Here is a 20,588-nt window from a genome sequence, read left to right as displayed (position 1 = left end):
TTCCGATTGAAGTGGCCGTCTCGATACAACGTCGCCGAGATTAGTCGGATCCTTGTGCGCCGCGGATAGCTCGAGTCGTGACCGCATCGATGAACGCAGCATCGAACGGTTCGCGGGAGAACCACCGACGGTAGAAGACTGGGCCTAGAACGGTAGATGCAAGCAGTGCTGTATCGGTTTCGGCAGGAAGCTCGCCGCGACCGATCGCGCGTTCGGCGATCTGACTCACCAGGGACGCGTGCCCCTTTTGTATCTGCGCATGCATATCGGCGAACGCGGCATTGCGTTCCGCCGCATCGACAATCGAAGGCAGCACAGCAGCCCATCCCGCCTGCTCCACCATGCGCACGAGATCGGCGACGAACGTCCTGAGGTCGCCATGAAGAGTCCCGGTGTCGGGGAGGTCGTAGCGATCATCGAGACCTGCACACGCATCGAGCACGAGGGCTTCTCGGGTCGGCCAATGCCGATAGATCGTAGTCTTCGCCACGCCGGATCTGCGCGCAACCTCGTCGACGCTGAACCCGCCGACCCCAGTCGATTCCAGCAGGTCCGTTGCCGCGGCAAGGACGGTCGTACGAGAGCGCTGAGTCCGCGCGTCGATGCTGGAGCACGTACCGGCTGATGGGCCAGCCTGATGATGAGTAGGCATGAGTCATCCTTTCCATGTTACGCTACGATACGGTAGCGTAGCGAGAAACGTTGTAGTAGTGAAGGGAACCCCCATGGAACTCGCCTCCGTCCGCATCATCACTGACGACCTCGACGCGATGGTCGGCTTCTACGAGCTCGTGACGGGCATCTGCGCTCAACGCCCCGCACCTGTCTTCGCCGAGCTGGTGACCCCGCTGGCGACTCTCGCGATCGGACACTCCAGCACCGTGCCACTGTTCGGCGAAGGTGTCGCTGAACCTCGCGCCAACCGCACCGCGATCATCGAATTGCGTGTCGCTGATATCGATGCCGTGCACCGCCGCCTTCAGGACCAGGTCGACTCCTGGGTGCAAGTACCTACCGACATGCCGTGGGGAAACCGCTCCGCACTGCTGCGCGACCCGGACGGGAACCTAGTCAACCTCTTCACCCCCGTCTCTGCAGAAGCGCGCGCCCGCTTCGCAGACCGAAACACCAGCACAGGGTCCTGACGCACAGTGAATCGGTCCAGGTTTGATGCCGCTGCTGTTTGAGTCCGGAAGGATGGACAGCATGCCGAAGAAGATTGATCCCCAGCTGCGCGCGAGGTGCGTGCGGCTCGTCAGGGAGCACCTCCAGGAGTACCCCACCCTGACCGCTGCCGTCACCGCAGTGGCTCGCCAGGAAGGCGTCTCGCGCGAGTCCGTGCGGCGCTGGCTCGCGCAGGCCGAGGTCGACGACGGGACCCGCCCCGGTGTCACGAGCGAGGAGTCTGCCGAGGTCAAGCGACTGAAGGCTGAGAACAAGCGGCTGCGGGAGGACAATGAGATCCTTCGTCGGGCTTCGATTTTCTTCGCGGGGGAGCTCGACCCCCGAAGCCGATGATCTGCGCGTTCATCGACGAGATGAGAGCCGAGGGCTATGCAGTCGAGTCGATCCTCCGCGTTCTGCGTCAGCAGGGCCTGAAGATCGCTGCACGCACCTACCGGTCCTGGAAGAGTCCGGCCAGCATCGCTGCCCGCACCGTCACCGACGCCCTGGTCGAGGACAAGATCCGCGACCTCGCCTGGACCATCAACCCCGCCACCGGGCAGGTCCAGATGACGCCCGAGGGACTCTACGGACGCAGGAAGTGGGTCGCGCTGCTCCGCCGCCAGGAAGGCCTGGCCGGCACGTCCCGCGGGGCGGTGGACCGGGCGATGCGGACCCTCGGCCTCGAGGGCGTCAGGCGGGTGAAGAAGATCCGCACCACGATCCCTGGCCCGGACGGGAAGCGGGCCGGTGACCTGCTGAATCGTGATTTCACCGCCCCTGCTCCGAACCGGGTCTGGGTCACCGACTTCACCTACGTCCGCACCTGGGCGGGGTTCGTCTACGTCGCGTTCGTCGTGGACGTGTTCGCCCAGCGGGTCGTCGGCTGGCACGCCTCCACCTCGAAGCAGGTCGACCTGGTCATGACCCCGCTGCGCATCGCTCTGTGGCAACGCGAGAGGGAAGGAAACCCAGTTTCACCAGGGGACTTGATCCATCACAGCGACGCTGGGTCTCAGTACACCGCCATCCGCCTGACAGAGCATCTCGCTCTCGAGGGCATCGCTGCGTCGATCGGGACCGTAGGCGACGCCTATGACAACGCCCTGATGGAGACGGTCAATGGCCTGTTCAAGACCGAGTGCATCCGCACCACCGTCTTCCACGCCGGCCCCTACCGGACCCTCGCGGACGTCGAGTTCGCGACCGCCGGCTGGGTCGACTGGTACAACAACCGGCGCCTCCACGGCTCCCTCGGGATGCTCACCCCGATAGAGTTCGAGACGCTGCACAACGAGGCCCTCGCCAGAGAGCCCGCACCCACAAAGTAGCGGCAGAGAACCCGGGCCGATTCACAGTCAACGAGGATGACTGCCTAGCGACGGACATGGCGGTAGGGCGTGAGGAACGAATGGGTGACGACTGATCGTTAGCCTCGATGTTTCATCGGGATGGCGCGTGGGGGCTTCCGGCGTCGTTGCCGGTGCTCGGTCGCTGATTCTGGCATGAGGGTGTGACGGCTTGTCGCAGTGTCCGTTGCGGGCGGCCCGGGTTCCACTCCTGGGAAGGCGATGTTGCTGGTCGTAGGGACGGATGGGCCTGCCGGGTCAGGTCTGGGCGACGGCAGTGCGGAGCCGGTTGACGCCGGTGAGCACGGTCCGGGCCTCCGGGGCGTGTTCGGCCAGGTGCAAGACCATGCTTCTGGAGCGGCGGGCGAGGGTCGCAGGGACCTCGAACAACCGGGCACGGAGCCTCTTGGGCTCCCATCGTCTCGCATCAGTACTGGTCAGGGCGATGGTCTGCATCCACGCGACCAGGTCAGCGGCGAGCTGGATGGTCTGGCACCAGACCTGATTCTGCGCGAACCCTTGGAACGGGAACCGCAGCAGCCCCATGTCTTTCGCATTGCGGATCCGGTCCTCGCAGCGAGCACGGCGGCGGTGGCGGAGCTCGAGCGCGGGCAGCTGACCGCGGGCTGTGTTGGTCGCGAACGCCGTGATCCGCATCCCCTCGTGATCGGTGATCCGCAGCTGCGCCCCCGGATGCGGACGCTCTTTGCGCACGATCACCCGCATCCCCTCAGGCCAGCTCGTGAGGTCCAGCAGTCCGGTCAGCTCCGCCACGAACGCCCCGTCCCGGATCCCGTCGTCGGCGCTGTTGTAGGCCGGGGTCCACGCCCCTGCTTCGTCGAGGCGTTTCAGCAGTTCAGGAGTGTGGTCGGGCAGGGTGAACCCGACCGAGTAGGCCAGACGCCGCGCGGTCAGCCACGTCAGGAACTCCTTCGTGCCCCCGGCCCCGTCGGTGCGGATCAGGACCTTCTTCGATCCCCGACCACCCCGACCCAGCAGGCTCGTGGGGAGCTGGGCGAGCGCGTCCCGGCAGACGGCGATGTGATCGGTCGCGGTGTTCGAGCCCGCGTTGCCCGGGCGCAAGCGGATCGCGAGCGGTTCCCCCGTCCCGTCCTGGCCGTGGTCGAGGAACGCGCACAGGGGGTGGTAGCCGAAACCCTTCTTGAAGGTGGGCGTGGCCTGCTCCTTCTCGCTGTGGACGTTCACGAGGGTGGCATCGAGGTCGGTGACCAGCGGGTCCTTCACACTCGCCCGCGCCGAGGGGGACGCGGTCCCGGCCAGCTGCCAGGCCCGTGCCCGCGCGACCCGGCGTGCGTCAGCGATCGCGGAGGTCACCGCCGGGACGTCCTCGGCGAGGGTGGTGAGCATGCGGGAGATCGTCGGGGCCGAGGCGACCTTGCCGAAAAGGCACGGCTCACAGCGCAGCAGGTCCGCGTCGGAGGGATGCTCGCCACCGACGGCGAGGGTGAGCGCGAGATCCAGCAGGACCTTCGCGCCATGATGGTCGGCCAGCGGCTTCGTCCACCGATCCAATGCTCCCCGCAACGCCCCGGCGAGACCCGTCGCTGTGATCGTGTCGGTCAGCAGCACCGCCCCGGCATGCGAGACCGCGGGCACGTTCGCGATGTCCACGCGTGGGCGGGGGTAGAAGAACAAGGTAGGGTGGGACACCTGAAAGGTGCTCCTTCCAACGGACCGATACGAGCTTCAACACCCCGTATCATCCCAGGTCAGGAGCACCTTTCTTCATGTCTTCCACCGGTCGAGACCACCCACACATGAAATCTCGAGGCTAAGCGACCCGAAGGACGGCGGCGTCGCCTCGCGGACCGAACAGATGCAGGATCTCGACGGCGAGACCATCCGCGGGGCCGAACCAGTGCGGGGTCATGGAGTCGAACTGTGCGGTCTCCCCGGGCGCGAGGAGGTGCTCCTCGTCGTCGAGGAGGAGACGCAGACTCCCGGCGAGGACATAGAGCCAGGCGTGCCCACGATGGGTGACGAGCCGAGGTTCGCGCGGCCCGAGGACGTGCTTGAACACCTGCACACGGCCGGGATACTCGGTGAGCGGCACGATGACCCCACCGTGCTGGGCACGGTAGGGCTCGAGGTGCACCCGCGAGTCGCCGGTCGCCGGCGCGCCCACGAGCGCGTCCAGCGACACCCGGTAGACCCGGGCGAGCGGGATCAGGAGGTCGAGTGTGGGCTGCCGCCTTCCGGTCTCGACGCGCGACAGGGTGCTCACCGACAGACCTGATCGGTCCGCGACGGCCACGAGGGTCAGGCCACGCTGCCTGCGCAGCTGACGCAGGCGCGGGCCGATGGCCTCCAGGATCTCGCCGACGTCCACGTCCACATCTTTGCAGATGTTGCAAGAGTGCTCGACGCACGGGATCGACCTCGGGAAGCATCCGTGACGCCGCGACGACCGATGAGTCGGATGTCGCCGACCGAGGAGACCGACGAGAAGGCAGGTGCGCCGTGTCCGTGACCAGCACGGGAGGAACCCCGACCATGTTGAGCGCACGCCGCAGGTGGACGGTGCTTGTGATCTGTGCGTCGGCGCTGTTCCTGGTGGGGCTGGACACGACGATCGTCACGGTCGGGCTGCCGCAGTTCGGAGCCGGGCTGGATGTCGACGGGAAGCACCTGGCCTGGGTGGTCGATGCGTTCACGGTTCCCTTCGCGAGCCTGCTCATCACCTCTGGAGCGCTGGCCGACCGGTTCGGTCGGCGTCGCGTGCTCCGACTGGGTCTGATCGTCGTCGGGCTGTCGTCCCTCGCCTGTGCGGCGGCGCCATCGGCGCCGTGGCTGATCGTCGCACGCGCACTCCAGGGAGCGGGCGCATCGATGCTGACGCCGGTGACCCTGGCGATCGTGGTGGACACGATGCCAGGCCCGAGAGAGCGCGCACGGGCCATCGGCGTCTGGTCGTCGATGTTCGGCCTGAGCCTGGCCGCGGGGCCGGTCGCCGGAGGTGCGCTCATCGCCATGTTCGACTGGCGCGCCGTGTTCTGGATCAACACTCCGCTGACGCTGGCGGCCATGCTGCTGGTCACCGCTCTCGTGCCCGAGTCGAGGGCCGATCGCGTCCGCAGACTCGATCCTGTCGGACAAGTGCTGCTGGTGCTGATGGTGGCGATGACGGTGGGACTGCTCATCGAGGGCCCCTACGCCGACTGGACCCCCACCTTCTGGTTCATCGTCCTCCTGGCGCTCGCCCTCCTTCTGCTGGGCTTCGTGCGGGCCGAGTCGCACCGTCGGGAGCCGCTGATCGACCCGGCGCTGTTCCGGAAAGCGGGCTTCGCCGCTGCGGTGCTCGCGGCGATCGCGATCTTCATCGCGTTCAGCATGACCCTGCTGCTGACGACCATGCTGCTGCACCACCGCCAGGGCTGGACACCTCTCGCGGCCGGCGCAGCGACGCTGCCGATGGCGGTCGGAGCCCTGGTGATCGCTCCGGCGTCCGGCCGCCTGGTCGGTACGAAGGGCCCGCGCAGGCCGCTGATCGTCGCCGGCGTCTGCCTGGTGATCGGTGGGATGCTGCTGGTGCGGCTGGACGCGGGGGTGAGCCTGCCGATCCTGCTCGCGGCGTATCTGCTCGTCGGGGCGGGCGTGGGACTGTCGAGCCCTCCGATCACGAACACGGCCGTCAGCAGCCTGCCGCGTGAGCGGGCCGGTGTCGCCGGCGGCATCACCTCGACCGCCCGCCAGGTCGGCACCGCCTTCGGGGTGGCCATCGCCAGCGGTCTCGTGGCGATCCTGCCGGCCGACGACGCCGCTCGGCCGACGGCCGCTGCTCTGCCCGGCGGGATCCTGGTCGTCGTCTGCGGCGCGATCATCCTCCTGCTCGGCGTCCTCGCACTCGGACCCGACGAGCCAGGAGAGGGGGCCCGAGGATGAGGGCCCTCGTCCTCGGCGCCCGCGGAGAGGTCGGCACCGTGATCCGCCGCTAGCTCGAACGCGACGGCCGCGCCGTGGTCGCCGCCAGCCGCACCGAGCGCGCGGAGCGTGGGGTGCTCGCCATCGCTAGCGAGCAGCGTCCGTCTACCAGCGAGCAGTGTCCGTCTACCGCCGCTTGAACGCCTTTCAAGCGGCGGTAGACGGACACTGCCCTGGGCGGGATCACGGGCTCACCGGCTCACGGACTCACGGGATCACCGGCTCAGTGAGTTGAGTCCGCGATAGCGGGGTAGCGCGCTGGCCGCGCCCACGACCGAGACGATCACGACGGGGCCACCGCGCTGCGCGACTATGCAGTACTCAGCTCTGGCCGTGAGCCGGGTCGGTACCGCGCCGACTCGACGACCTCGACCTCGTGCTCGGCGTCAGCGACGACACCCGCCAGAGAACGCTGCGGTATCGCATCGCCGGCGAGGCGGACTTTCTCTGTCCGCCCTCGTACGTCCCGAAGGTGATCTCCCTGCCCGAGCTCCTGGGCGCGGACGACGGCGAGCACCGGGACTGCGCAGACATCGTCGCAGGGATCCGCGACCACGCCCGCTCACCGGTTGCTGAGCATCGGGAGCTGTTCGACCGGGTCGTCGTGAGCGTCGGGATCGGGAACACCGACGACCATCTGCGCTACCACGGATTCTTCGCCGAACATGGGGCGTGGTCGCTCAGCGCCGCGCGAGCACTCGAGCGCATCGCAGGGAACGGCGAGGTGCTCTCGACATGGCGAGAGGCCGCGCGGCGACACGGCATCAGCGAACAGGAGATCACCCTCATGGCCGAGGGCATCGAACCCCGACGGGACGCGCTCAGGCGCGCCTGAGGTAGCAGGTCGGAACGACGTCTCGACCGGGGTCGTCTTCGGCAGGTCGTTCATCGTCTGTCCCGTGCTGAGCATGAGGCTCACGCAGCCGGGGTGACGCGTCTCCTGCGAGAGCGGAGAGTCGTTGTCCTCGATCCACTGCACGATGCCCTCGTAGGTGATGCCGTGATGCTCGAAGCGCACACCGTTCGCGCTCGCATCGCATTGATGTCGCCTGACTGGATCATGTTCTCGCCTCGTACCTCGTCGTCGTGGAGGAGACACCGGATGGTGACTCGTGCAGCCAGATCGCGCGGTCCAGCGCCCGCACCTCGACGCCCAGCTCCTAGGCCACCTCGGTCAGCAGCGGCGTCGCGCGGGACACCGACACCTTCTCGCCCGCGGCATGGCTCAGGTATCGGCAGATCATCACATCAGGCTTCGTCAGCGATCGGACGCCGGCGTTCATCAGCAGGTACTGCCAGGACAGCGCTCCGAGCCTCGTCGCCTGGATCCACGCCCACCGTGCCTCGTCGTCCTCCGCACGCTCGCGCAGCTGCTCCGCAGTCGTGACACCGACGGCGTCGATGACGACCAGGAGGTCCGGGCCGGAGTCCTCGTCAGGGTCAGCGCCGGCGGCGAGACGGCCATCTCGGTAGCGGCGCAGCACACGCCGGACGGACGCGGAGCTCGCTCGTAGCGAGTGCCCGGAGTTCAGGGCGCACAGCGCCAGGGAGTCGCGCATCTGGACCGGCACGCCCCACATCGCAGGGTCGCCGAGGTCGGATCGCACGACCTCGAGGAGGCGCTGGACCAGATCCCCGGACACAACCAGAAGATGCCGGGCAGGTAGGACATTCGGGTGGGGTCACAGGAACATGTCGCACCCCCATCCACTCGGGCTCGTCTGGTGTCTGACCCCTCCGCGTCGACACCCTCCCTGGACGACCGACACCCTGCATCACCGCTGAATAGCGAGTCTCTATGAACAGGTGTTTGACAGATCTACAGCAATAATGCAGGGTGGAGACCTTGACCAGGGTCACAGGATACTTCTCACAAGCAATTGATTCGAAGAGAGGAACCCATCCATGACTACTTGGCGTTTTATCAACAAGGGAGGGATGCGCCGGTCTGCTTTCACTGCCGCAGGCCTGGCTCTGGCTACAGCACTCGCCTTTACGCCAGCATCAGCTCAGGGGGTCGGCGATGCTGCATCGTCGGCAGGCTCAACGACGCAGAGCGCAACGTCAGCAGCGACCGATGACCTCGCGTCACAGCTCGATAGTGGATCACTGCAGATCGACATCGCGAAGGGATTCGCTTTCAAGCCCGCCACTGGCGGCGGGGCTTCCATTGTCGCCGCGGACGGCTCAAGGGTAGACCTTGTCACCACGATCGACGTCGGCTCAAAGAGCTACACGGGCACGTGGAGCATCACGGGTGGCACGACAGCCGTGTTCACCGTCGCGAGCACGTCGGCGAGCACCTCGTCGAGCGCACCTGCTGTGCAGCCCATGCAGAAGGGCGCGTACGCGCACTGCGTCATCAAGACGACCGCTGCGGCGACACTCGCCGCGGCCATCACCGGCGTATTCACGGGACCTGGCGAGGTCGCCGTTATCCCCATCGGATTCCTGGCAGGCTTCGCCGCAGGCCATATCAGCTGCCTGGACTGACCGCCCGCTGTCTCGGATGTAGTATAGGTAGGTGAACATGATCGCTCACAGAGATAGAGTCATTGTCGTTGCTGCAATAGTCGCTTTGACGATGATTGTCGCCTACGGCTCCCCGTTTCCGAGTAGCGTTAATGTCACGATCACTCTTGTAGGAGTGACGATCGCGTACTTCGTGGGAGATCGGATGCGAATGCGAGCTGAAGCTCGCGAAGCTCAAGATATTGAGACTGAGGACACAGAGTAGATCCGCTGTCTCACTATGCCACAGCCCCACGTGAGATCAATCCGACCCGGCCGTTTTCACTAGAATATGGCCAGGGCGGCTTGATCGGTCGAGGAAGTCAACGCTGATGATGTCCTCGAGTTCGAACTGCCGCGTGGGGTCGTGTCGAGAGCGCACACGCGGCCCGCGCAGGTAGTACTGCGATCACTCTCAGCGACACTAGCCTCGATGTTTCATGGCTCTTCGCGGTTCGTGGTGAATGACCCTGTTGTGGTGGGTGTTCACGCTACGGTTTTCGCGGCGCTGGTCAGCAGGATACGTATCCGGTAGTTCTCGGGGTTGCGGAAGCCGCGGCCGGTGCGTTTGATGTTCTTGATGCCTGTGTTGTTCGCTTCGACTCTCGCGGTGGTCGCACCGGTGACGATGAGGACTTCGATCGCGTCCCACCAGGTCACGATCGTGTCGTAGAGCTTCGTCGCCTCGGGGATGTTCGCGATCTGGCAGTAGTAGCCCATCCGCATCCGTTCGTCCCAGGCGTCGGCGAGGGTGTCGGTGGCCAGCAGGCGTCTGAGCTGTTCCTTGATGCCCCAGGCTGCGGAGAGCTCGTCGGTGGGGTCATCGGTGCGGAACACGGTCTCGCGCCGCTCCCAGGCCCTGGGGGTCAGGGTGTCAGCGCCGCGCAGCAGCAGCATCCGGTGCGCCCAGGCCGGGTCGTCCTTGCGGCCTCGACGACCGTGATGGGTGCGGGCCAGGCGCTGACGAACGGTGGTGACCATGTCGTTGCCGAGCTTGACGAGGTGGAACGTGTCGACCGAGACCGCAGCCCGCGGCAGGTAGGTCCGTAGTGCCTTGCGGAACGCGGCCGACGGGTCGATCGCGACGATCTCGATCCGCTCCCGCCAGGGCTCAGAGCGCTGAGCGAGCCAGTCACCCACGGAGGTGGAATCCCGGCCGTCGACGATGCCGAGGACCTGCCCGGAGGTCAGGTCGACCAGCGTCGTCATCCATGGCTCGAACCGTCTCCAGGCCCCCTGGTCGGTGCGGAACCAGCGCACCGACCGGTAACGGTGCTCATCGACCCCCAACCGGGTCACGGGCACGTCATCGACAGCGGGCAGGACCATGGCAGCAGCTGCCAGGGCAGCCTGGACCAGCCACCACGAGACGCCATGAGCCCGGGCGACCTCCGAGGCTGCCCGGCCCGAAGTGATCACGGCAGAGACGAGCTGGTTCCGCAGCCGGGTCGTCGAGCGCGCGCGGTGCGGGACCTGCTCGGTGGCCTCCCAGAACGAGCGCCGGGCGCAGGCCGGCTCGAGGCAGAACCAGCGCCGCTTGGCCCACACCACCTCCATCGCCCCCGCGACGGGCACGTCCCGGACCCGCTGGGACCGGCGGGAATGGACCGTGGTCGCAAGCACCCCGCACGACTGGCACCCGGGCGGAACGGTCGAGGCGATCACCACCCGCCGACCGCCATCAGGCAGATCGATCGCGTCGATGACGCGGTAGTCGGGCAGGTTGAAGATCGTGCTCGCAGCATCGCGCTGCGAACCAGTACTCTCGTGCACAGGCTCGTGGTCCTCTGGGATGTGGATGTCTAGACAACACCCATCACAGCAGGGCCACGGGCCGTTCTACGCCAGCGACGCGACGCTCTCCTTCACCACGAACCGTGAAGAGCCGACTTGCCCGTTGTCAGACCACGTCGGATGCGAAAGACTGACACGTGTGAATCGCTTTGCAGATACTGAAACGGTTGGCACGGCGGGCTACCTTCATGATGGCCTGCGGCGACCCCGCTTGCCAGCGTCCGAACCGCAAGCGGAGAGTGTCGCGCTAGGCAGCGAATGGAGCGGCCATGACTTCGCCTGAGCGCTTCGACACACTGAGCGCAGCTCTAGCAACCTCCGTTCGGGAACGCGAGGGCCTCATCGGCCTCGTGTTGCTCGGATCCGCATCGGACGAGGCGCGCAGTCGACGCGACGAATGGTCGGACCACGACTTCTTCACACTTGCCGAGGCAGGGCGCGGCGCGGCGATTCGCCCCGATTTGTCGTGGCTTCCCGACCACGACCGCCTGGTTCTCACGGCGAGGGAAGGTGAGATCGGCTTCGTCGCTGTCTACGACGATGCGCACGTCTTCGAGTTCGCCTTCGCGGACGCTGACGAACTCGACGGCGCCCGTGCGGGCGACGCTACGGTGGTGGTCGATGACGAGTCGGAGACGACAGCGACATTGCTGGCGCGGGCGCGGGCGCGCTCCAGCGAGGCGGACCAATTCGACCCGGCGAACGACGTGCGGCTCGTACTGGTGAAGCTGTTGATAGGCGTCGGCAGGGTGCGGCGTGGCGAGAGACTCAACGGCAACGCGTTCATCAGGCAGTGGGCAGTGCAGCTTCTCGTGCGCGCCATCCGGGGTCGATTCGACGCAGCATCCACCGAGCTTCGTGACACGAACGATCCGATGCGGCGATTCGAGCGCGACTTCCCGATCTGGGGCGCGCGCATCGCAGGATCGCTCGACCTACCGCTCGAGGAGTCAGCACTGGAGCTCTATCGTCTCACTCGGGAGATCCTTGAGCCCGGCTGGGATGAGTTCCCCTCGCGGGCGGCCGACGTGGTCGCTGTTCGCCTGGGATGGAGTTGAATCTGCCCGCTCCGCGCGCCGCAGCAATCGTCAACACGACGAACGCGTGTGGCAGGGCTCGCGGCTGTCTCACGGTTCAGGACTGGTGTTCCCGTTCGGCAGCCGATCGATCAGAGCTCCGGTGCGGGACCGGTTGAATCGCGTACGAGCAGCACCGTATGCAAGCGTTGGTGATGATCCCGGACGGCGCTGGCAGCAGCGATCGATTCGACGAGGTACTCCGCTGCCAGGCTGCCGCGGTCGAGGAGGTCTCTCCCAGCAGGGCTGACTGTCCGCCCGGCCAGGCTCTCCTCTGTCTCGGTGTAGGTGTGCGCGAGTGTTTCGACCGACGACCGGTAGGTGACGAAGGTCCGCGCCGCCGGCCGCGAGCTCAGTCGGCGGATCTCCTGGTCGAGACGACGGCGCTGGTTCCTGACCTCCGCGTTGTGCGCACGAGCCTTGGCGTTGTACGCGCGCACCTCGCGGTTGTAGTCACCCACCGCCTTCTTGACGGCCGCGTTGTGCCGCCGGGCCTCGCGGTTGTACTTGTCGCCCGCCTGCTTCTGCTGGCGCTGCATCTTGTTCACCGCGGCCTTGAACTGCGCGGGCGTCATCTTCCGGACCATGTCGACAGTATGTCGAGGGGCACTGACACAGCTAGCCGCTCCCCGGGCGCACGAGGCGCACCCAGACGTACTGCCGGGTCGAACCTCGCGTGAAACCGCTGGTCGCGGAGACGCACGAGGCGCACGCGAACCAACACGATTGGCTACGACATGCCATTAATCTACTACGCTCAGCTTGGAACCAGAGCACCGCACCGAAAGACAATCAGAGGCCGCCTCTCTTGCGAGAAACGGCCTCTGACCTGGGATTTTGTGGAGACTAGGGGGATCGAACCCCTGACCTGAAGCTTGCAAAGCCTTCCCGCTCGGCACATATCGCCTGGTCATAGGGGGTTTCATTCAGCAACAGGGCGCACGCCGGGCGCACAGGCTCGCCGCGCTGTCCCTCTATGACTCGACGTCTGCCGAGCTCAACGGCCGCTTGACACCCAGTTCGTACAGGCGATCACGACCGATCAGGGCGTCAAGGTCAGCGATTAGCTCCTTGGCACCGCCGCCTGCAGCGAGGAACGAGGCCAGCGTCAACCACCCGACGTACATCGACTTACTGTCGGAGTCACGGAGGCGCGTCTCGAAGAGCTTCGGCTTCCTTGACGTGTTCGCTGTGGGTCGCATCCACAGTCGTGAATGGTGTGCGACAAGGTTGCGGAGGACGATCAGGCTGTTGAGTTGGGTGTGGAACACCTGATTGCTAATGCTGAAGGAGCTGGCGATGCCCTTCCACAGCCAGCGTTCCTCCCCCTCGATCGTGATCGGCTTGGTCTCCGTCACGACTCGTTCGAGGAGCCCCAGCGTCCATCCATCGACGACCGCCCAGATCGGCAACGTCTGCATGGCGGCGATCCGGTCAGGTTCTGCCATCTTGCGCGGGCTGTCGCGCCAGGGTCGCTGGTGCGCCCTCTCGTGCGCCTCGAACGCTCCGAGCACGAACGGCTCGCGGGACCGTGCGACCTGCTCTTGCAGGATCTGATCAACTGGCCGAGCATCCGAGCTCATCACGCTGAAGTGGTCAGCCTGGAGGAAGCACCCCTTCGGTGGATACAGCTGGCAGTGCTCGTCAACGAGGGCTGCCCGTAGACGCCACTCGAGAGTCCTGAGTGCCGCGAAGAGCCGCATCGACACCTCTTGGTCGAGCTCGACCATGCGGATCACACGGTCGATGCGATCGTCGCCTTCGATCAGACCGTCGCGCCGGAGCTTGCGGAAGTTCCGCGCGTACCCCAGGAAGTAGTGGAAGTTCGTACGGGCGAGAAAGGAGCGAGCCTCATCGCTCAGGCTTCCGTCCTCGATGTAGCCATGCTCCACGAGGTACTGCGCGCGCCGCTCGGGCGTCAGATAAGGGCGATCGCCGCTCATGAACACGTCCGACGGTAAAAAGGACCCCCGCAGGGCGCATCGTGGAGAGGCGGCGGGGGGACTGGTGGTGCCAGACTAGCGAGAGCCTCCGACACAACGCAAGAATCGTCGCCATCTCGCGCGTCTCACGCAGCGGCGACGGGGATAGAGGTGCGGGCCCCTGGTGCCACCGTCAGGCTGCGGACGACACCAGCTCGTCGACCTTCGCCATGAGCGGGGCGAGCCCGGCCGGCGCGAGGTGGCCGTAGCGGTCCAGCGTGATCGACGGACGCGCATGACCCATCGCCCTCGACACCGCGAGCAGGTCGGCTCCGGCCTCGGACAGCGTTATCGCCGCGAACGTGTGGCGCAGCGCGTGGGCGGTGTACCGCGGGATGGGCTCGTCGCGATCCTCGTTGGCGCGTGCCACGGCGCGGGTGAGTGCCTGGTTGGCGTACTGCTCGGCGACAGACGCGCCCTTCTTACGCGGGCTGAGGAACATCCAGTCGGCCTTCGCACGGTCACCGGCCAGCTCCTCGAGCCAGGGCAGCACGGTCGCGGGGACAGGCAGCACGCGGCGGCTCGCGCGCGTCTTCGTGGTGTCGGTGCCGGCTCCGCCGTTCTTCACCGTCAGCTGGCCGTCGCGCAGGTCGCCGACCAGCAGCGACCGCCCCTCACCGGAGCGCAGACCCATCAGCCCGAGGACGCCGAGGAGGGCGCGATCGAGGTCACTGGACGCGGCATGGATGATCGCCATGAGCTGCGCGGACGAGTAGGAGGGTCGCTCGCGGTGCCCGAGGGACACGACGATGCCCTCCGTGGGGTCGAGATCAACAAGCCGGTCGCGGATGCCGCGCTTGAACGAGGCGCGCATGATCTCGACGTCCTTCTTCCGGGTCTCTGCCGCGACACCCTTCCGAACCGACCAGATCTCGATCTCGGTGGTGTCGAGCGTGGAGACGACGCGATCGCCGAACACCTCACGTACATGACGTGCGTGGTTCTCGTCAGCCGCGATCGTCCCGGGGGCGCGATCGCTCTTCGCCGCGAGATGCCGGTCAAGCAGCGTGTTCATCGTGACGGAGCCACGGGCGATGCTGCGCGCCTTGGGGTTGGCCTGCTGCTGTGCGTCGTCGAGGCGTGCCTGCGCCTTCTGGTGCTCCTTGTAGCTCTGCTTGCGCTGCGGGGCCCCACGGCCGGTGCCGTCGCGCCAGCGCCGCTGCCAGCGCGGCGCGTTCCTAGACCGCTTCTCGGCGATCTCGGCCTTCGACAGGTCGGCCCAAAGGTCGTAAACGGTCACTTCGCCTCCTTCTGGCGCTCTCGACGGGCAACCTCAGCGCGCAGCTCGTCGAGCGAGAACTGGCCGAGGATCTGCCGAGCCAGCCCCGCTCTGCCGGCGACGTGCGCCCGGGCCTCGGCATCGGAGGCGAACGTCGGACGGGACTCTTCGGCCTCCAGCGCCTCCTCCAGTAGCTCGGCGGCACGCGTCCGATTGATGCTGCGGAAGATCTGTGGGTGCATGCGCAGTGCAGCGCCCAACTTCACGAGCGTGGCGTCGGGCGGCACCACGGTCTTCTTCACCTTGTCGCGGTACCGGAAGCCGTCGAGAGCGATGGTGACCGCACCCAGACTCAACCCGGTCGCAGCCGCGAGGTCGGAGACGCGCAGGCCGCTCTTCTGGTAGGTGGCCCGCAGGAGCGCGGACTCGGGAGGAATGCGGATCTCGGGGTCATCCGGGAGGTCGGTCGATGTCATGCCAACGAAAACTACCACCCATCACTACCCGCTGACTACCGCGTGCTACCGTGACCGCGCCAGGTCCGAGTGGGACCGAACCGTCAAGACGCGGCAGCTGCCGCGCGCGTCTCTGAGCGAGGCGAGTGCAACCGGCCGGGAGGCCGTACGGGACCGAGGCGCGCCAGATGCGCGCGGGGCATCGGGCTCGAGGGAGCCTGAGAGGCGCATCATGAGCAGTTCCCTGATGACGACGTTCGACGAGATGATCCGCGCGCACGCGATGCTCAACCCGAAGACCGCGGCGACAGCACTAGGCGTCACCCCGTGGTGGGTGCGACGCCTGATCGCCGACGGTGAGCTGCGCGCAACGAACGTCGGCGGACACGGCACCGCCGCCAAGTGGCGGATCGACCCCGAGGATCTACGGGCGTTCATCATCTGTCGCGAGAATCGGCCGCAAGACCTGATGGCGGCCGCGGCATGACGGGCGAGAGGAAGCCCGTGGTCACGTTCTATCTGCCCGAGGACGCCACACCGCTGCGGAAGATCGCCGCGGCGGTGTCGTGGCGGCGGGAGGCGGACGACTTCGTCCAGCAATACGTCGCCGAGGCACGCGCGGCGGGGATGCGGGAGGTGCTCATCGACCTCGCGCTCGGCACGCGCTTCGACATGGAGACGTGGCAGGAGGCGCTCGCGACGATGAACGAGGAGGAGGTGGCCGTCGCGACGCGCGCGATGCGACAGCGCCTGCACCCTGGCCGCGACGAGGGCTAAGCGGTAGGAGAACAAGGAGAAGCCCCGGTGCGGAACTGCCGGGGCTTCTGTGCGTGCGGAGCGCCGCTGCAGGGTGCTCAGATCCGGCCTGACGGCCGGCTACGTGGGCCTGCGGGCCCTTGTCCGGGGGCAGCGCACCTCGCAGTAGTCAGGAAGGGAGGGGCCATCAGGGTGATGACTGGCCTCATGTAGCACCGGGTGTAGCACCCCTGTAGCACCCTGTAGCACTTCGGTGCTACAGGGTTTTCCCTTGTCAGCACTGGCATCGAGGGGCCTGTAGCACTTGTAGCACTAGATCTTAGAAAGATATATACAGAGCACCCCAAACTGCCCTCTGACACACATACTCATGAACCCTATAAAAGGTTCGGATCCAGTGCTACAAGTGCTACACCGACCACCCGATGGTCGTTTTTCCGCGTCAGCACTCGGATTGCGACGTAGCACCCCGGCATTTCCGAAGTGCTACAGGGTGCTCCCGAAGTGCTACGGGGTGCTACAGCCGGCGCTGCGTCACTATCGGCATCTACTCGTGCGACGCGTGGAGCTCAGCGATCATCTGCTCGATCGCGACGACGGATTCTTGTGCCTGACGAAGGACTCCCTCGGCCTCCGACACCTGCCACTGCGCCTGGCGCAGATCCGCCTGCAGCTCCGCGAGCCGGCCGGAGCCCTCTGCGTCGTCATCGAGGAGCGACTGCAGCGGCACGTGTAGCACCGCGGCGATCGCGACGGCCTCTTCGAGCCTGACCGCCCTGTCGTGGCGCTCGATGCGCGTGATGGCACTGGCATCGATCTGCAGGCCGACCTCCGCGAGCCGCGCGGCGAGCTCGGCTTGGGTGATGCCGGCGTTCCTGCGCTCCTGACGCGTGCGGCGGGCGAAGACTGCGCCTGTAGTTGTGCTCATTTTTGCCTCGTTTACCAGTCGAATCATGTGATCGTCACATTCAATGTACGTCCAAAGTGGTGCAATCACACTCAATCGGGTAGGATGGAGTCATCAGCCACCCCATCGGGTGACGAATCCAGGCGAAAGCCGAAGCGCACGAACAGCTCCCACGGGAGAGGCGAGACGCACGGGAGTGCGAGCGAGGACCGGGCCGCGAATCACGCGGATTGTGACCGGGCACGGATGCCCGTCACGAAAGGCTCGGAACATGACAACGACACCCTCCACGCAGCGCTGTGCAGGCTGCTCGGTCTCTCTGTTCAAAGAAGACGGCAGCCTCGAAGAGCTCACCGAGATCAGTGAGCTTGTTGCCGCCGGGTATGGCGACCGCCAGACGATCAATCGCGCCATCAAGAGCCTCGGGCTCGGCATGCAGCTTGCCGGCAAGGGTAAGACGAAGATCCGCAGCCGCGATGTCCCACTGCTCATGCAGCCGATGGTCGACATCTGAGAACGAAAAAACACCCCGGCCGAAGCCGGGGCGTTTCCAAAGACTTTGCCTGACGAGTTGGCGCTCATGTATCAGGCGATCCGTATGAAGGGATACCCCAATTATGCCATATCTGGCTGACCCCAGCAACGCACCCGTGTTCGACTCGACCGACCTCGCTTCCGCGGTCATGGACGAGTTCTCCGAGACGAGCGTCCCGGCTCCCCTGAACTCGATCATCACTCGCGTGACGAAGCGGTACTTGGCCGCCTGGGCTGCCTCGGGCGCTCCTGCACCGTCGCCGAGTGCCGTCGAGAACGACCTGCTGGCCATCGGCAACACGCTGATCCGCACCGAGAACATGAAGATGGACAAGGGCGATCAGCGCTACCCGCAGGCTCGGACTCTGACGCCCTGGCAGATCGGGCAGGCCATGGTCGCGATCGACCGCGTCATCCGCATCGCCCCGAACGCCTCGGAGACCGACCGCGAGTACGACCTGCTGGGCATGTACCAGGACGAGGGCTACGGAGCCGGCACCTACACGGTGTCTGAGGACGAGATCCGCTCGGTCGCGCGCCAGTACGACGCCTCCCTCTCGCTGAACGACTTCAAGGAGGTCCAGGCGATCCTGAAGGAGGACGCCCCGCGCGCGACTCAGTGCACGAACCGGGATCTCATCGCGGTGAACAACGGCATCGTCTTCTACGGGACTGAGTCCACCACGCTGACCATTCGAGGCACGCAGTTCCACTTCGAGCCCAAGGCGCTGCACCCCTTCGATCCCGCGCTGGTCTTCACGTCGAAGGCGCACGTGGACTACGTCGAGAACGCCTCGAGGCAGGTCATCACCGGCCCCGACGGCACGTCCTGGGACGTCGAGTCCTGGGTCGCAGAGCTCTTCGACCAGCCCGGTCAGGAGGGGCTTGCGGAGCTCATCTGGGAGATCTTGGGGGCCGCCGTCCGGCCGCACGTGCGCTGGGGCAAGACCGCCTGGTTCCACTCCGATGCGGGGAACAACGGCAAGGGCACGCTCTGCGCGCTCATGCGCAACCTGGTCGGCGAGGGGGCGCACACGTCCATCCCGCTGAGCGACTTCGGGAAGGAGTTCGCCCTCGAGCCCCTCATGAAGGTGAACGCGGTGATCGTCGACGAGAACGACGTCGGCACCTTCATCGACAAGGCGGCGAACCTCAAGGCGATCGTCACCAACGACGTCATCCAGATCAACCGCAAGTACCGGACGCCCATCGCGTACCAGTTCTGGGGCGTCGTCGTGCAGTGCCTTAATGAGATGCCGCGTTCCAAGGACAAGTCGGAGTCGTTCTACCGGCGGCAGCTGTTCGTCCCCTTCACGAAGTCCTTCACCGGGGCTGAGCGGAAGGAGATCAAGAACGACTACTTGCAGCGGCGCGAGGTGCTTGAGTACGTGCTCTGGTACGTCATCAACCGCGCAGGGGCGGCGACCCCGGGCTCCTACTACGAGTTCTCCGAGCCGGCCGCGACGAAGGCCGCTCTCGCGGAGTACAAGAGCACGAACGACCCCGTGCGTGATTTCTGGGAGGAGTTCCGCGATCAGTTCGCCTGGGACCTGCTGCCCTTCCCGTTCCTCTACGACCTCTACAAGAACTGGTTCAAGAGGGTGTCGCCCTCGGGATCTGTCGTCGGCCGTCAGCTGTTCATCTCCGACCTCGTCGGCCTGCTCACCTCTGACGACGACTGGTTCACGAAGCCCAAGAACGCGCAGGGCAAGCATCCCGCGACGCGACCTGGCTACCTCATGGATGAGCCCGAGCCCCTGATCGCCGAGTACGAAGTGACCACCTGGTACAGCCCGGTCTACAAGGGCGACGACCCCTACAAGCTCGGTCGCCCGCACATCGCACCGAACTACCGCGGCGTCCTGCGCACCGCCGCGTCCGTGTCCGTGCCGACGCCCGCCACCAACGACGCCGAGGAGGCCGCAGCATGACCACCACGACACACATTTCGCCTCGTCGCTGGCCCGTCGCCATCACGGCGATCCTGGTGGCGATCATCTCCGTGATCTCGTTCGGCATGTCGTTCGTGGCGATGCGGGACCTCATGGAGCGCGCCGGGTTCCCCGGAGAGGTCGCCTGGGGATTGCCGGTGATCGTCGACGGCACGATCGTCGCGGCGATGGTCTACCTGTTCGCTCGCCGTGGCGAGGCACGCGGCGACCGTGCGGTGCCGTGGGTCTTGCTGGTCGCGTTCGCCGTCATCTCCGTGATCTGCAACGGCGTGCACACCTCGGTGATCTTCAGCGCGGCCCAGGGCATCCCGCTCGCGTTCGCCATCTTCCTCGGCACGCTGCCGCCGGTGGCGCTCCTGGGGTCCAGCGAGCTCCTGGTGCGCCTCCTGACGCCCTCGCGAGCAATGGACGTCCCGGAGACCGTCATTGACGTGGAAGGCGGCGAGACAGCCACCCAGAGCCAGGCGATCGACGTTGCCGCCCCTCGTGCTGTCGCCGAGACGGTCGCCGCCCCCGTTGCCGCGGTTCTTGCCCCCAGCAACGAGGACGTCGCCACCGGCGAGGCGGACGGCGAGGTGGCGATCGCCAGTGGCGAGACCGTCGCCGGGCCCATCGCCACAGTGGCGACTGCTCCAGATCTCATTGCCAGCGACTCGCCAGCGCAGATTGCCGACGGCGACGAGCCGATTGCCGGTGGCGAGCAGACCGGCGACGACCGGATCCAGCTTCACGTGCTCGAGCCTGTGGGCGAGCTCCCCACAGAACCCGCGGAGCAGATCTCGTGGGTGATCGAGCGAGCGAAGGCCGGCGACGACGTCACGTGGCGCGCGATCGCGAACCTGCTCGAGCTGAGCGACCGCCAGGCACAGCGACGGGTCACCGCGGCTCGCCAGCAGGAACCCTCGGCGTTCGCCGCTTGAACCATGACCAACGAAAGGAATGAAGCA

Annotated in this window: 21 protein-coding genes and 1 tRNA gene; 11 read left to right on the top strand and 11 right to left on the bottom strand. The window is 66.3% G+C overall.

The window, feature by feature from the left end; genetic code table 11:
• Positions 1-40: 40 nt before the first annotated feature.
• Complete coding sequence (locus ACZ5AJ_RS14210; RefSeq protein ID WP_464135692.1) at positions 41-652, bottom strand: TetR/AcrR family transcriptional regulator; 612 nt, start codon at positions 650-652, stop codon at positions 41-43.
• A gap of 73 nt (positions 653-725) precedes the next feature.
• On the opposite strand from ACZ5AJ_RS14210, the gene ACZ5AJ_RS14205 reads away from it, so the two are divergent.
• Positions 726-1,145, top strand: a complete 420-nt coding sequence (locus ACZ5AJ_RS14205) for a VOC family protein (RefSeq protein ID WP_464135691.1) — start codon at positions 726-728, stop codon at positions 1,143-1,145.
• Between the two features lie 61 nt (positions 1,146-1,206).
• A protein-coding gene (locus ACZ5AJ_RS14200; RefSeq protein WP_464134681.1) for an IS3 family transposase occupies positions 1,207-2,495 on the top strand; the annotation gives its coding sequence in 2 pieces (ribosomal slippage) (positions 1,207-1,480 and positions 1,480-2,495; 1,290 coding nt in all).
• A gap of 276 nt (positions 2,496-2,771) precedes the next feature.
• Here the strand turns inward: ACZ5AJ_RS14200 and ACZ5AJ_RS14195 are convergent.
• Positions 2,772-4,184: an IS1380 family transposase gene (locus ACZ5AJ_RS14195; RefSeq protein WP_464135690.1), complete on the bottom strand. Its 1,413-nt coding sequence runs from the start codon at positions 4,182-4,184 to the stop codon at positions 2,772-2,774.
• A 121-nt stretch (positions 4,185-4,305) separates the two neighbouring features.
• Positions 4,306-4,863, bottom strand: a complete 558-nt coding sequence (locus tag ACZ5AJ_RS14190; protein WP_464135688.1) for a helix-turn-helix domain-containing protein — start codon at positions 4,861-4,863, stop codon at positions 4,306-4,308.
• A 164-nt stretch (positions 4,864-5,027) separates the two neighbouring features.
• Between ACZ5AJ_RS14190 and ACZ5AJ_RS14185 the strand changes: the two genes are divergently transcribed.
• The gene (locus ACZ5AJ_RS14185) at positions 5,028-6,416 is read left to right on the top strand and encodes an MFS transporter (protein WP_464135687.1); all 1,389 of its coding nucleotides are present in this window, start codon (positions 5,028-5,030) and stop codon (positions 6,414-6,416) included.
• Between the two features lie 415 nt (positions 6,417-6,831).
• Positions 6,832-7,290 carry a HipA domain-containing protein gene (locus ACZ5AJ_RS14180; protein WP_464135686.1) on the top strand — a complete coding sequence of 153 codons (459 nt, stop codon included), beginning with the start codon at positions 6,832-6,834 and terminating at the stop codon, positions 7,288-7,290.
• A gap of 325 nt (positions 7,291-7,615) precedes the next feature.
• Here ACZ5AJ_RS14180 and ACZ5AJ_RS14175 read toward each other — a convergent pair whose 3' ends face one another.
• A complete protein-coding gene (locus tag ACZ5AJ_RS14175) occupies positions 7,616-8,098 on the bottom strand; it encodes a hypothetical protein (protein WP_464135685.1) in 483 nt (160 codons plus the stop codon).
• Between the two features lie 262 nt (positions 8,099-8,360).
• On the opposite strand from ACZ5AJ_RS14175, the gene ACZ5AJ_RS14170 reads away from it, so the two are divergent.
• On the top strand, positions 8,361-8,948 hold the full coding sequence (locus ACZ5AJ_RS14170; protein ID WP_464135684.1) for a hypothetical protein: 588 nt from the start codon (positions 8,361-8,363) through the stop codon (positions 8,946-8,948).
• Between the two features lie 504 nt (positions 8,949-9,452).
• Here the strand turns inward: ACZ5AJ_RS14170 and ACZ5AJ_RS14165 are convergent.
• Complete coding sequence (locus ACZ5AJ_RS14165; protein ID WP_464135682.1) at positions 9,453-10,739, bottom strand: ISL3 family transposase; 1,287 nt, start codon at positions 10,737-10,739, stop codon at positions 9,453-9,455.
• 290 nt (positions 10,740-11,029) lie between these two features.
• On the opposite strand from ACZ5AJ_RS14165, the gene ACZ5AJ_RS14160 reads away from it, so the two are divergent.
• Positions 11,030-11,818, top strand: a complete 789-nt coding sequence (locus tag ACZ5AJ_RS14160) for a hypothetical protein (protein ID WP_464135681.1) — start codon at positions 11,030-11,032, stop codon at positions 11,816-11,818.
• 110 nt (positions 11,819-11,928) lie between these two features.
• Here ACZ5AJ_RS14160 and ACZ5AJ_RS14155 read toward each other — a convergent pair whose 3' ends face one another.
• The 5 genes from ACZ5AJ_RS14155 to ACZ5AJ_RS14135 form a co-directional block, all read right to left on the bottom strand.
• On the bottom strand, positions 11,929-12,423 hold the full coding sequence (locus tag ACZ5AJ_RS14155; protein WP_464135680.1) for a hypothetical protein: 495 nt from the start codon (positions 12,421-12,423) through the stop codon (positions 11,929-11,931).
• 253 nt (positions 12,424-12,676) lie between these two features.
• Positions 12,677-12,734: transfer RNA gene (locus ACZ5AJ_RS14150), tRNA-OTHER, on the bottom strand.
• A 76-nt stretch (positions 12,735-12,810) separates the two neighbouring features.
• The gene (locus tag ACZ5AJ_RS14145) at positions 12,811-13,779 is read right to left on the bottom strand and encodes an Abi family protein (protein WP_464135679.1); all 969 of its coding nucleotides are present in this window, start codon (positions 13,777-13,779) and stop codon (positions 12,811-12,813) included.
• Positions 13,780-13,951: 172 nt separating this feature from the next.
• The gene (locus ACZ5AJ_RS14140) at positions 13,952-15,058 is read right to left on the bottom strand and encodes a tyrosine-type recombinase/integrase (protein WP_464135678.1); all 1,107 of its coding nucleotides are present in this window, start codon (positions 15,056-15,058) and stop codon (positions 13,952-13,954) included.
• Entirely contained in the window at positions 15,055-15,513 is a 459-nt protein-coding gene (locus ACZ5AJ_RS14135) for a hypothetical protein (RefSeq protein WP_464135677.1), read from the bottom strand. Before ACZ5AJ_RS14135 ends, ACZ5AJ_RS14140 begins: the two co-directional genes overlap by 4 nt.
• Before the next feature lie 226 nt (positions 15,514-15,739).
• Here ACZ5AJ_RS14135 and ACZ5AJ_RS14130 point away from each other — a divergent pair, with 226 nt between their 5' ends.
• Both ACZ5AJ_RS14130 and ACZ5AJ_RS14125 read left to right on the top strand, forming a co-directional pair.
• Positions 15,740-15,979, top strand: coding sequence for a helix-turn-helix domain-containing protein (locus tag ACZ5AJ_RS14130; RefSeq protein ID WP_464135676.1), 240 nt, complete (start codon positions 15,740-15,742; stop codon positions 15,977-15,979).
• Positions 15,976-16,269, top strand: a complete 294-nt coding sequence (locus ACZ5AJ_RS14125; protein WP_464135675.1) for a hypothetical protein — start codon at positions 15,976-15,978, stop codon at positions 16,267-16,269. The genes ACZ5AJ_RS14130 and ACZ5AJ_RS14125 overlap by 4 nt, the downstream gene beginning before the upstream one ends.
• 526 nt (positions 16,270-16,795) lie before the next feature.
• Here the strand turns inward: ACZ5AJ_RS14125 and ACZ5AJ_RS14120 are convergent.
• Positions 16,796-17,203 (bottom strand): helix-turn-helix domain-containing protein, encoded by a 408-nt coding sequence (locus tag ACZ5AJ_RS14120; protein WP_464135674.1) that lies wholly within the window; start codon positions 17,201-17,203, stop codon positions 16,796-16,798.
• Between the two features lie 223 nt (positions 17,204-17,426).
• Here ACZ5AJ_RS14120 and ACZ5AJ_RS14115 point away from each other — a divergent pair, with 223 nt between their 5' ends.
• From ACZ5AJ_RS14115 to ACZ5AJ_RS14105, 3 genes are all read left to right on the top strand, one after another.
• Complete coding sequence (locus tag ACZ5AJ_RS14115) at positions 17,427-17,669, top strand: hypothetical protein (RefSeq protein WP_464135673.1); 243 nt, start codon at positions 17,427-17,429, stop codon at positions 17,667-17,669.
• 103 nt (positions 17,670-17,772) lie between these two features.
• Positions 17,773-19,620, top strand: a complete 1,848-nt coding sequence (locus tag ACZ5AJ_RS14110; protein ID WP_464135672.1) for a DNA primase family protein — start codon at positions 17,773-17,775, stop codon at positions 19,618-19,620.
• Complete coding sequence (locus ACZ5AJ_RS14105) at positions 19,617-20,561, top strand: DUF2637 domain-containing protein (RefSeq protein WP_464135671.1); 945 nt, start codon at positions 19,617-19,619, stop codon at positions 20,559-20,561. Before ACZ5AJ_RS14110 ends, ACZ5AJ_RS14105 begins: the two co-directional genes overlap by 4 nt.
• Positions 20,562-20,588: the final 27 nt, after the last annotated feature.

The sequence above is a fragment of the Brachybacterium zhongshanense genome (assembly GCF_055385755.1).
The sequence above is the reverse complement of the archived record's forward strand: the minus strand, read 5'-3'. Positions and strand labels throughout refer to the sequence as shown.

Coding starts and splice junctions, on each gene's coding strand:
- ACZ5AJ_RS14210 (WP_464135692.1), bottom strand. CDS start 652: ATGCCTACTCATCATCAGGCTGGCCCATCAGCCGGTACGTGCTCCAGC.
- ACZ5AJ_RS14205 (WP_464135691.1), top strand. CDS start 726: ATGGAACTCGCCTCCGTCCGCATCATCACTGACGACCTCGACGCGATG.
- ACZ5AJ_RS14185 (WP_464135687.1), top strand. CDS start 5,028: ATGTTGAGCGCACGCCGCAGGTGGACGGTGCTTGTGATCTGTGCGTCG.
- ACZ5AJ_RS14170 (WP_464135684.1), top strand. CDS start 8,361: ATGACTACTTGGCGTTTTATCAACAAGGGAGGGATGCGCCGGTCTGCT.
- ACZ5AJ_RS14160 (WP_464135681.1), top strand. CDS start 11,030: ATGACTTCGCCTGAGCGCTTCGACACACTGAGCGCAGCTCTAGCAACC.
- ACZ5AJ_RS14155 (WP_464135680.1), bottom strand. CDS start 12,423: ATGGTCCGGAAGATGACGCCCGCGCAGTTCAAGGCCGCGGTGAACAAG.
- ACZ5AJ_RS14145 (WP_464135679.1), bottom strand. CDS start 13,779: ATGAGCGGCGATCGCCCTTATCTGACGCCCGAGCGGCGCGCGCAGTAC.
- ACZ5AJ_RS14135 (WP_464135677.1), bottom strand. CDS start 15,513: ATGACATCGACCGACCTCCCGGATGACCCCGAGATCCGCATTCCTCCC.
- ACZ5AJ_RS14130 (WP_464135676.1), top strand. CDS start 15,740: ATGACGACGTTCGACGAGATGATCCGCGCGCACGCGATGCTCAACCCG.
- ACZ5AJ_RS14125 (WP_464135675.1), top strand. CDS start 15,976: ATGACGGGCGAGAGGAAGCCCGTGGTCACGTTCTATCTGCCCGAGGAC.
- ACZ5AJ_RS14120 (WP_464135674.1), bottom strand. CDS start 17,203: ATGATTCGACTGGTAAACGAGGCAAAAATGAGCACAACTACAGGCGCA.
- ACZ5AJ_RS14115 (WP_464135673.1), top strand. CDS start 17,427: ATGACAACGACACCCTCCACGCAGCGCTGTGCAGGCTGCTCGGTCTCT.
- ACZ5AJ_RS14110 (WP_464135672.1), top strand. CDS start 17,773: ATGCCATATCTGGCTGACCCCAGCAACGCACCCGTGTTCGACTCGACC.
- ACZ5AJ_RS14105 (WP_464135671.1), top strand. CDS start 19,617: ATGACCACCACGACACACATTTCGCCTCGTCGCTGGCCCGTCGCCATC.